This is a genomic window from Albidovulum sp. (assembly GCF_049646345.1).
GTDB lineage: Bacteria > Pseudomonadota > Alphaproteobacteria > Rhodobacterales > Rhodobacteraceae > Albidovulum.
Window position 1 is genome coordinate 1 of record NZ_JBARVQ010000728.1, and the last position, 5,668, is coordinate 5,668.

Genomic DNA, 5,668 nt, shown 5'->3' on the forward strand with positions numbered 1-5,668 from the left:
GGACTATCAATCCGAGGCGGGGATGGAGGAGGTGACGCTGGCCTCGAACTCGGTCTCGGTGCAGTTCAATTGGGTCAGGACCGGGGCCGGGATCGCCGTAGTCCATGATTTCGCGATGTCAGCAGCACCCGGTCTGGTGAAGGTGCTGGCCGATCAGGTCTCTCTGACCCGCAGCTTCTATCTGATCCGCCATCCCGACGACCGCAGGGTCGAACGATTGAACCGTTTCGCGGAACTTCTGGCGCTGGGGGTGCGCCGCGAAGTGGCCCGGCTTGAAGCCTTGGCTTGACAGAAGGCCGGATCGGGGGGACGCTGGGGGAAAGTTGCTTTTGATCAGGAGGTTGCCCATGCAGGTTCACCAGATTCTGCGGTCCAAGCCTAAGCAGAGCATCATCACGGTGAAACCGGGGACAAGTATCGCAGATGCGGCGCGGCTTCTGGCCGAACGAAGGATCGGCGCGGTGGTGGTGTCCGAGGATGGCAAGACGCCGATGGGCATCCTTTCGGAACGGGACATCGTGCGCGATCTTGGCCGACGCGGCTCGGGCTGCCTTGTCGATACGGTCGATGCCCTGATGACCCGCAATCTGATTTCCTGCGAACCGACCGACAGCGCCGACAGCGTGCTGGAAAAGATGACCGCCGGGCGCTTCCGCCACATGCCGGTGATGGAGGGGGCCGAGATGACCGGCATCATCTCTATCGGCGACGTGGTTGCCGCCCGCATGTCGGAACTGGCAATGGAAAAGGATGCCCTTGAAGGCATGATCATGGGCAACTGACAGCTCGGGTCAGGCCAGCCCCTCTGCTGCGGTGGAGGCGATCCAGTCGCGGCTGGCGCGCAGATGCGGGACGCCATGGTCCTGCCGGAGAAAGAGCATCCAGAGCGGCTGTTCCAGCTCTACCCCGGTGACAGGTACAAGATCGGGATAGGCGCGCGCCACGACATGCGGCAGCAGCGCCTGTGCCGTGCCCGATTGCACGATCCGGGCGACGGCGTCGAAATGCTGCGCCCGATATCGCAAAGCCTTGCCGCCGGTCCGGCGGTTCATCACCTTGGTGCCAGTGGTTGACGGATGACGCTCGATCAGCCCGGCCCAGGGCAAAGTGGCGCGGTCACTGTCCCGCGCGGCGAAAACCGCATAGGTCAGGGGCGGCAGGTCCACGGCATCGATCCGTTCGTAGTCCAGCCGGAAATCCTGTGGCCGATCCTCAATCCGGATGGCGATATCGGCCTCGCGCCGTGTCAGCACGGCATTGGAGGAAGTGGCAATCAGTTCGACCCTCAGATTGCGGGTCTTCGTCAGCCGGGGCAGGGCGGGGGCGAAGAGGTTGTTGATCAGAAAGGGTGGCGCGGTCATGCGCATTTCGCGCCAGGCATCGCCCGCCCCGGCCGGGGCCGAATGCTGCGCCGCACCGCGCAGCGCATCATCGGCTGCTTCAACATAGTCGAGCAGCGCCTCGCAACGCCTTGTGGGAAAGAGCCGCCCGTCGGCCCGGCTGAAAAGCTCATAACCCAGGCTCTGCTCAAGCGCCTTGATGCGCCGCCCGATCGTCGTCGCATTGACGCCAAGCCCCTGCGCCGCCTGCGCGAACGACCCATATTGCGCCACTGCAAGCAATGAGCGCCATTGGTCCCAGCCGATCATGCCACCTCCTTGAGCTTCCCTGCAAAAATGCAGCCCATCCGGCCCATATTGCAACTGGTAATGCATCTGCGCATCTCGATACTCGCCCCCATACCCCGCCACAAATCCGGGCGGGGCATTTATGGGAGGAATTCATGAAATATTACAATGCATTGTCTGCCGGTCTGATCACGGCCGTTGCATTCATGGCGCCGTTGGCAGCGATGGCCGCCGACAGCCCGAGCGCCGATGAGATTACGGCGGCTGTCAGCGATCACACCTATCAGGGCTCCATGGCCGGACCGGATTCGGGCTTTGCCGAATATTACGCACCCGACGGGGCGATCCGGGGCGACGGCTATTCGGGCAAATGGCGGGTCGAGGACGGCCTCATGTGTTTTCAATACGGCGACAAGCCGGAAAATTGTTGGGATGTGACGCTCGACGGGCCATCCATGGTGATGCTCAAGGACGGCAAGGTCGACGGAAACGGTATGCTGGTGCCCGGCAATGCCGGTGGCTTCTGATTTGCTCTTCCTAAGCTGAAGTTACCGGGTAAAGGCCGGTGCGGTACCGCAACAGGTCGTTCTCATACTTGCAATCCGCGCTGTGGTAGTGTCGTGTACCGCCCGGAGACAAGACGGAGGCGGCCCATGCGCATCGGCCTTTATCCCGGCACGTTCGATCCTGTAACGCTGGGCCATACCGATATCATTCAGCGGGCCATGGCGCTTGTTGACCGGCTGGTGATCGGCGTTGCGATCAACCGCGACAAGGGCCCCCTCTTTTCGCTGGAAGAGCGCGTGGCGATGGTCGAGGCGGAATGCGCCGAGATCACCTCAAAGACTGGCGGCGAAATTGTCGTTCACCCGTTTGACAACCTCTTGATCGACTGCGCCCGTGATGTCGGTGCGACGGTCATCGTGCGTGGCCTGCGGGCGGTTGCGGACTTTGAGTATGAATTCCAGATGGTTGGCATGAACCGCGCGATGGACGCCTCGGTTGAAACTGTGTTCCTCATGGCGGATGCACGGCGGCAGGCGATTGCCTCTAAGCTGGTGAAGGAAATCGCCCGGCTGGGAGGGGACGTGACGAAATTCGTGACCCCGCCCGTGCGCGAAGCGCTGTTGGCACGCTACGCCTGACCTCTATGGGCCCCGTTGTCCGAACCCATCCGCATCAGATCGCAAGCTGCGCTGTTCTGACGGAAGCCAGCCATCGCGATCTGTCAGGTGTTGTGCCTTTGCACGGGGCGGGCGATGTCCTTTCAGGCCCGCGAGGATTGGCAAACCCTGATCAACGGACGCTGCACGTCGCATGAGAACACGGCAATGACGCGCCCGTGTTACAGGTTTTCCTGCTGCGGCATGCCGAGGACATGGAAACCGCCATCGACACGGATGATTTCGCCGGTCGTGTAGCTGCCGTAATCCGAACAAAGATAGACCGCCGTGCCACCGACCGAGCCGAGCGTCGCGTTGGACCGCAGCGGCGCGTTTTCTTCGGTATGGCGGAAGGTTGCCCGCGCGCCGCCGATGGCAGCCCCGGCCAGCGTCTTCATCGGGCCAGGTGAGATCGCATTGACGCGGATCTTCTGCGGCCCGAGGTCGTTGGCCAGATAGCGCGTGGCGCTTTCCAGCGCCGCCTTGGCGACACCCATCACATTGTAATTCGGCGTCACCCGGTTCGAACCGCCATAGGTCAGCGTGATCAGCGATCCGCCCTCGGGCATCATTTCTGACGCGCGCCGCGCGACTTCGATGAAGGAAAAGCACGAGATATCCAGCGAATGCTTGAAATTCGCGCGGCTGGTATTGCTGAAGCGCCCGGTCAGTTCGTTCTTGTCGGAAAAGGCGATGGCATGGACAAGGAAATCCATCGTCCCCCAGCGATCCTTCAGCATGCCAAAGCAGGCCTCAAGGCTGGCGTCGTCGGTGACATCGACATCGACCAGAAAATCCGAACCGACCGAGGCGGCCAGCGGTTCAACCCGCTTGCCAAAGGCTTCGCCCTGATAGGAAAAGGCAAGTTCCGCGCCTTCGGCCGCCAGCGCCGAGGCAATACCCCAGGCAAGGGAGCGTTCGTTCGCGACCCCCATAACAAGGCCGCGCTTGCCCTTCATCAGATCAGCCATGGGGATTTAACCTTGATATTTGCTCATCACGAGCGTGGCATTGGTGCCGCCGAAGCCGAAGCTGTTCGACAGGACGGTGTCAAGCTCCACCCCCTCGCGGTATTCGGTGGCGATTTCTTCCGGCTTCAGTTCGGGGTCAAGCTCGGTCACATTGGCCGAGGCGGTGATGAAATTGCCGTTGAGCATCAGCAGCGAATAGATCGCCTCATGCACGCCGGTGGCACCGAGCGAATGGCCGGTCAGCGATTTCGTGGATGAGATCGGTGGCACATTGCCCTCGCCAAAGACCCGGCGGACGGCCTTCACCTCGGTCACGTCGCCTGCGGGTGTCGAGGTGCCGTGGGCGTTGATATAGCCGACCTTGCGACCCTCGGGCAGGGTCGAAACCGCCAGACGCATCGAGCGTTCGCCACCTTCGCCGGAGGGCGCCACCATGTCATAGCCGTCAGATGTCGCGCCATAGCCCGTCACCTCGGCATAGATCTTGGCCCCGCGCGCCTTGGCGTGCTCCAGTTCCTCAAGCACCACGACTCCGCCGCCGCCACCGATGACGAACCCGTCGCGGGTCGCATCGAAAGCGCGCGAGGCGGTTTCGGGCGTATCGTTGTATTTGGACGACATCGCCCCCATCGCGTCAAAGAGGCACGAAAGCGTCCAGTCCAGTTCCTCGCCGCCGCCGGCAAAGACGATGTCCTGCTTGCCCATCTGGATCAGTTCGGTGCCGTTGCCGATGCAATGGGCGCTGGTCGAGCAGGCCGAGGTGATCGAATAGTTCACGCCCTTGATCTTGAACGGCGTCGCAAGGCAGGCCGAGTTCGTCGAGGACATGCAGCGGGTGACCATGAAGGGGCCCATCCGCTTGGGTGCGCCTTTGTCGATGACCGTCTGATGGGCGAGGAAGAAGTTTGAGGTCGACGGCCCGCCTGACCCCATCACAAGGCCCGAGCGTTCGTTCGATACGTCGCTTTCCTCAAGCCCGCTATCGGCGATGGCCTGTTCCATGGCCAGGAAGTTATAGGCAGCACCCGCGCCCATGAAGCGCAGGTTGCGCTTGTCGATATGATCTTCCAGCACGATCTGCGGCATGCCGTGCACCTGGCTGCGGAAGCCGTGTTCGGCATATTCCGGCGCGAAGACAATGCCCGACCTGCCGGCCCTCAGACTGGCTTCGACCTCGGTCGCATTATTGCCGATGGGTGAAACGATCCCGATCCCGGTTATGACGACGCGGCGCATGCGGCCTCCTTGATCCCGTTTCTGCCTGTCTAGGATACAGGGAAAAAAGGGGCAAGCAGTTAGAGATACTGACCGATGCGACCAAAATGCGGGGCAGGGCGGTCAAATGCCGCTGTCGCGCCATCGGTTCGTCCGGTTTGACGGCTCAGATCAGCTTGCCCATCGCCACGGCGGTGTCCGACATCCGGTTGGAAAAGCCCCATTCGTTGTCATACCAGCTGAGGATGCGGCACATCCGGCCCTCCATCACCTTGGTCTGATCCATGTGGAAGATCGACGAATGCGGGTCGTGGTTGAAATCGGATGAGACATTGGGGTGTTCGGTATAGCCGAGGATGCCCTTCAGCCTGCCATCGGCCGCTGCCTTGATCGCTGCGTTGATCTCTTCCACCGACGTATCGCGGGCGGCTTCGAATACGAGGTCCACAACCGAGACATTGGGCGTCGGCACCCGGATCGCCACGCCGTCAAGCTTGCCGTTGAGTTCTGGCAGCACCAGCCCCACCGCCTTGGCTGCCCCGGTCGAGGTCGGGATCATGCTAAGGGCCGCCGCCCGCGCGCGGTAGAGGTCCTTGTGCATCGTATCCAGGGTCGGCTGATCCCCGGTATAGGAGTGGATCGTGGTCATGAAGCCTTTGGAAATGCCGATGGCGTCGTTCAGCACCTTGGC

Annotated in this window: 8 protein-coding genes; 4 read left to right on the forward strand and 4 right to left on the reverse strand. The window is 62.0% G+C overall.

Features of this window, described 5'->3' with window-relative positions; genetic code table 11:
* Positions 1 to 289, forward strand: a 289-nt coding sequence (locus tag WBB85_RS19010) for a LysR substrate-binding domain-containing protein (protein ID WP_432640159.1), incomplete at its 5' end; no start/stop codon positions are given.
* 58 nt (positions 290 to 347) lie between these two features.
* Positions 348 to 782: a CBS domain-containing protein gene (locus WBB85_RS19015; protein ID WP_432640160.1), complete on the forward strand. Its 435-nt coding sequence runs from the start codon at positions 348 to 350 to the stop codon at positions 780 to 782.
* 9 nt (positions 783 to 791) lie between these two features.
* On the opposite strand, the gene WBB85_RS19020 is transcribed toward WBB85_RS19015, so the two are convergent.
* Positions 792 to 1,649 carry a LysR family transcriptional regulator gene (locus tag WBB85_RS19020; RefSeq protein ID WP_432640161.1) on the reverse strand — a complete coding sequence of 286 codons (858 nt, stop codon included), beginning with the start codon at positions 1,647 to 1,649 and terminating at the stop codon, positions 792 to 794.
* A gap of 134 nt (positions 1,650 to 1,783) precedes the next feature.
* Here WBB85_RS19020 and WBB85_RS19025 point away from each other — a divergent pair, with 134 nt between their 5' ends.
* Positions 1,784 to 2,155: a hypothetical protein gene (locus WBB85_RS19025; protein ID WP_432640162.1), complete on the forward strand. Its 372-nt coding sequence runs from the start codon at positions 1,784 to 1,786 to the stop codon at positions 2,153 to 2,155.
* 126 nt (positions 2,156 to 2,281) lie between these two features.
* Positions 2,282 to 2,773 (forward strand): pantetheine-phosphate adenylyltransferase, encoded by a 492-nt coding sequence (gene coaD / locus WBB85_RS19030; protein WP_432640163.1) that lies wholly within the window; start codon positions 2,282 to 2,284, stop codon positions 2,771 to 2,773.
* Positions 2,774 to 2,973: 200 nt separating this feature from the next.
* Here the strand turns inward: coaD and WBB85_RS19035 are convergent, their stop codons facing one another.
* From WBB85_RS19035 to WBB85_RS19045, 3 genes are all read right to left on the reverse strand, one after another.
* The gene (locus tag WBB85_RS19035; protein ID WP_432640164.1) at positions 2,974 to 3,762 is read right to left on the reverse strand and encodes an enoyl-ACP reductase FabI; all 789 of its coding nucleotides are present in this window, start codon (positions 3,760 to 3,762) and stop codon (positions 2,974 to 2,976) included.
* 6 nt (positions 3,763 to 3,768) lie between these two features.
* Positions 3,769 to 4,998, reverse strand: a complete 1,230-nt coding sequence (gene fabB, locus WBB85_RS19040) for a beta-ketoacyl-ACP synthase I (protein ID WP_432640165.1) — start codon at positions 4,996 to 4,998, stop codon at positions 3,769 to 3,771.
* Positions 4,999 to 5,143: 145 nt separating this feature from the next.
* Positions 5,144 to 5,668, reverse strand: a 525-nt coding sequence (locus WBB85_RS19045; RefSeq protein ID WP_432640166.1) for a type I glyceraldehyde-3-phosphate dehydrogenase, incomplete at its 5' end; no start/stop codon positions are given.

What these genes read in the sequence shown, in the direction of transcription:
- WBB85_RS19015 (WP_432640160.1), top strand. Translation starts at nt 348, where the DNA reads ATGCAGGTTCACCAGATTCTGCGGTCCAAGCCTAAGCAGAGCATCATC.
- WBB85_RS19020 (WP_432640161.1), bottom strand. Translation starts at nt 1,649, where the DNA reads ATGATCGGCTGGGACCAATGGCGCTCATTGCTTGCAGTGGCGCAATAT.
- WBB85_RS19035 (WP_432640164.1), bottom strand. Translation starts at nt 3,762, where the DNA reads ATGGCTGATCTGATGAAGGGCAAGCGCGGCCTTGTTATGGGGGTCGCG.
- WBB85_RS19025 (WP_432640162.1), top strand. Translation starts at nt 1,784, where the DNA reads ATGAAATATTACAATGCATTGTCTGCCGGTCTGATCACGGCCGTTGCA.
- coaD (WP_432640163.1), top strand. Translation starts at nt 2,282, where the DNA reads ATGCGCATCGGCCTTTATCCCGGCACGTTCGATCCTGTAACGCTGGGC.
- fabB (WP_432640165.1), bottom strand. Translation starts at nt 4,998, where the DNA reads ATGCGCCGCGTCGTCATAACCGGGATCGGGATCGTTTCACCCATCGGC.